The 347-nt window shown below is 44.4% G+C and carries 1 protein-coding gene; it reads right to left on the bottom strand.

The features are described 5' to 3' along the window. Positions 1 to 111: 111 nt before the first annotated feature. Positions 112 to 347 (bottom strand): HIT family protein (locus CWB72_RS20440; protein ID WP_138635253.1); only part of this gene is annotated, 236 nt, incomplete at its 5' end.

Here is a 347-nt window from a genome sequence, read left to right as displayed (position 1 = left end):
ATGTTTGTTTTGGAAATTTAATAACCCAAACGCCCAAGGCAACAAAGTCCAGACGAGTGACATACAAAGCAATAGCGTTACAGCAATCTTGATTAACACTTCCCCAAGCATCTATAACCCCTCAAGTGAGGTGCGCAAAACCTCTTGAGGCTTAACATTGAGTTCATCACGTCCAAACGCAAAACTATCTTGCTTATAGCGGGGGAAAATATGCAAGTGGTAGTGGCTTAATTCGTTAAAATGCCCGTTGTTTTGCACCAGCGTAATCCCATCTGGGGAAAATTTACGCTCAATTCGCCCATAAAGGTCGCGCGCAACGCGGTGGATTTCAGCCAGTATGGATTCAG

It is taken from the genome of Pseudoalteromonas phenolica (assembly GCF_005886345.1).
GTDB classification, from domain to species: domain Bacteria; phylum Pseudomonadota; class Gammaproteobacteria; order Enterobacterales; family Alteromonadaceae; genus Pseudoalteromonas; species Pseudoalteromonas phenolica_A.
Note: the sequence above shows the minus strand (reverse complement) of the source record. Positions and strands in the feature narration are given on the sequence as shown.